The sequence below is a fragment of the Desulfocastanea catecholica genome, from assembly GCF_054657295.1.
The window spans coordinates 1-2772 of record NZ_BAAHYZ010000085.1 but is presented as its reverse complement, the minus strand read 5'-3'; the positions used below and the strand labels follow the sequence as shown (position 1 = coordinate 2772).

Below are 2772 nucleotides of genomic sequence, written 5' to 3'. Positions count from 1 at the left end.
CTATTGTAACAAAATTCAGTTGGATTTGCTCCGCTCCAAGTGCCTGGTGAATAATTGAGCCACCTCTTTGGGCAGAGTTGGGTGGTTGATGAGCGCGCGAAAGCCAGGCAGCAGTCGATCGGTTTCGGGATGCGATTCAGCCGCAGCGTTGGTGAGCTCAGATGGTCCCAGTTCAGCGAATAGCTCTACAAGGTTTTCTTTGCCGTCAAGAAGGATTTCCATATATGCGGGGTTGTCGAGGTTCTTGACCAGAGGGGTATCGGCGAGCATTGTTTGCAGCACCCGGTGCATGGAATTGTTGCCGGTTTTCCGGCGGTGCCCCCTGCGCACACCTCGAAAGAACTGCTCGAGGATATTGTTGGTGCGTTGGGGATAGATGAGAGCCTTGCCCTGGGGAGTCATTACTTCGATGGGTTCGGCGAAGAGCTTATCGCCGTATTTGTCGATCTGTTCGGCCATTTTTTGGCTGAGTCGATCCGCTGTAAATTTGGGATCCTTTTCGAGCTCTTCCCGGAACCGGGCAACGCCTTGACGGATGCTGGCCATGTCCTCAGGGGTGCCGTCATCGTTGAGACCGTTACCACCACCAGGCAAAGCGATGCGCATGGCCTTGCGCAAAAGATCGAAGGTCTGGGAGCGCTGGCGAAGCTCCTCCACCGCCTGACGAAGACCGATGTCCTTTCTGGCACGGGAAGCTATCCTGGCCAGCTTGAAGAGAGGCTGATTGTTGTGTCGGTCGCTGGTAGGCAAAAGATGAATCAAGTCCGACAAAAAGGTGCTCAACTCGATCAAGCGCTCTGCGAACACGAGAAGCGGGCGATCGAAAGGAAAGCCGTAGCCGTCCCCGCAGTGCTTGCCCTGAAGAGCCCAAAGAGCCAGGGAATAGGCTGTGGCAAGGGGCATACGGCTTGTATCTTCAAGGGCAGTAGTGTTCTTGATAGCCTCGGCCATAAGCAGAGGCGCAGCTTCGCCATACTCGCAAATACGGCCGCGCATATTGCGCACCAGAGTGCGTAACCGTGAGGTCATCGCATGGCTGCGAAGGCGCTTTCTTAGTTCACCGTAAGCCGGATCGAGGAAGTCCTTGCCGATGTCGCGCAGAAAATGAAAATGGCAGATGAGGTCCCTTGTGTTGGGAAAAACCTCCGCCACCGCCTTGATGATGCCGGTTCCCATGTCGTGAACACAGGCGCTCGGGGTCCCATAGTCGGCCTGCAACTTTCGCAGGAAGGGAACAATGTGGTCGGCGTGCTCGCTGGGTAGTTTGACATTGGCGAGAACGATCTTGCTCAGGCTGTCCACACCCGTCATCAGCGCCGGAGCATCTCCTTCATGGGTCGCGTCCAGATGAAGGACGTAACCACCGGAAAGCTTCATCGCCTGGTGAATCCCCGGGGTTGCCCGGTGATGCCCGGCGGCCAGGAAAGTGATGAACTTACGCCCCAGATAAGCGATCTCGGAGTTGGAAAGACGTACGTTCCGGACAATAAGCCCGGCGCGGACCTCCAGGATGGTTTGGTGGCGACGGAATAAGGCTTCTCCCACGAAAACCAGGATATCATAGGCCACATTGCAGCGACTGGGAGCAAGCCGGAGAAGTTCCTCGGAGCCAAAGACGCGGGAACAAATGCGGCATTCATATACCGTCTCGTGGGCGATGAACGGTCCGTTCATGCTGAGAACCGACTTTCGCCGCGTCTTCTGGACAACAAGCTTCCTGCCGCAGCCGCACACCTCCTGTTTCGGGAAGAACCGGATAACCGGCGGCTGGGGAAATAACGAAGCCGGCGATGTTTCCATCGACAGTCGGGTAAGACAGCTTTTTAAGGCTCGCCAGGCGGCGGCGCCTGAGTTGAAGTTGTTTTTTTTAGACCGTGCTGCTCGAAGAGCCATTGGATCTGCCTTGCATCGGTGGCAACACGTGTCTTGCGCGAGATCGCTCTTTTCAGATCTTCGAAGCTGGAGTCGGGATTCTGGATAAACTCCACCAGGATCAGAACCGCGATCTCCGCGGGAAGCTCTGCCGGCTTCCGGCTGAACATAGCCCGGCGCTGAACGTTGGCAATGGGCGGATCGATGGAGAAATAGACATGGGACCGTGCTATCTTCTGACGCTGCATTTTGCAGTTGCGGCACAGCTGAACCAAGACGGAATGGCACCTTACTCGAAGTTTTGCGCCCAGTGTTTCCGCAGTCATGCCCGTCGGGCTTCGCACGACAAGATCGATTAATGTCTTGGTGAGACTCCCGGACCGCGAGAAGCCGATATCGCGGTAAAACCACAGTCCGTCCCCGTCGAAGCGTGGGATAGAACGAAGCGTATACCAGCTGCCGTTGTGGGTGAAGCTGCTGAAGTATCCGACCTCGGCGAGAAAGCGACGAACCGAAGGAATCGAATACTTCATCTCGGCTGCAAGGGGTTCGATCATCCAGCAGGATTGTTCGTGAAAAAGAGAGAGAAGGTGCTGGTTCGGCTTTTCCCTGACGGACATAATTGCCTCCTGATAAAGTATTGCATTTTGTCCAGGAATTGGGCTCTACATGCAATACTTTATCAGAATATAGGAGACATGGCAAGGGTTGCGGTAGTATGACCGAATTGGAGAAATTTAGCGATTTGTTCTTTATATTCAGCTCGTTGTTCATGATTCTCTCGGTGTCACCAGCTGAAGACTCACTAAAAAATACCCTAGGAAATCATGGGCAAGTATGGCACAATGCATCGTCTAACATATTGATATTAAACGACCCAACTGAAAATTGTGATCATAG

At 54.2% G+C, this 2772-nt stretch carries 3 protein-coding genes; 1 reads left to right on the top strand and 2 read right to left on the bottom strand.

Annotation, left to right across the window (positions count from 1 at the left end):
- Window positions 1–15 precede the first annotated feature (15 nt).
- Together ACYQ8U_RS22845 and ACYQ8U_RS22840 are read right to left on the bottom strand one after the other, a co-directional pair.
- On the bottom strand, window positions 16–1893 hold the full coding sequence (locus ACYQ8U_RS22845) for a transposase (protein ID WP_459947867.1): 1878 nt from the start codon (window positions 1891–1893) through the stop codon (window positions 16–18).
- A complete protein-coding gene (locus ACYQ8U_RS22840; protein WP_459947866.1) occupies window positions 1824–2492 on the bottom strand; it encodes a hypothetical protein in 669 nt (222 codons plus the stop codon). The genes ACYQ8U_RS22845 and ACYQ8U_RS22840 overlap by 70 nt, the downstream gene beginning before the upstream one ends.
- A 98-nt stretch (window positions 2493–2590) precedes the next feature.
- On the opposite strand from ACYQ8U_RS22840, the gene ACYQ8U_RS22835 reads away from it, so the two are divergent.
- On the top strand, window positions 2591–2772 hold a 182-nt coding region (locus tag ACYQ8U_RS22835), incomplete at its 3' end, for a hypothetical protein (protein ID WP_459947865.1).

Bases quoted from the DNA above. Each gene is read 5' to 3' on its own strand.
- ACYQ8U_RS22840 (WP_459947866.1), bottom strand. From the start codon at position 2,492: ATGTCCGTCAGGGAAAAGCCGAACCAGCACCTTCTCTCTCTTTTTCAC.
- ACYQ8U_RS22845 (WP_459947867.1), bottom strand. From the start codon at position 1,893: ATGGCTCTTCGAGCAGCACGGTCTAAAAAAAACAACTTCAACTCAGGC.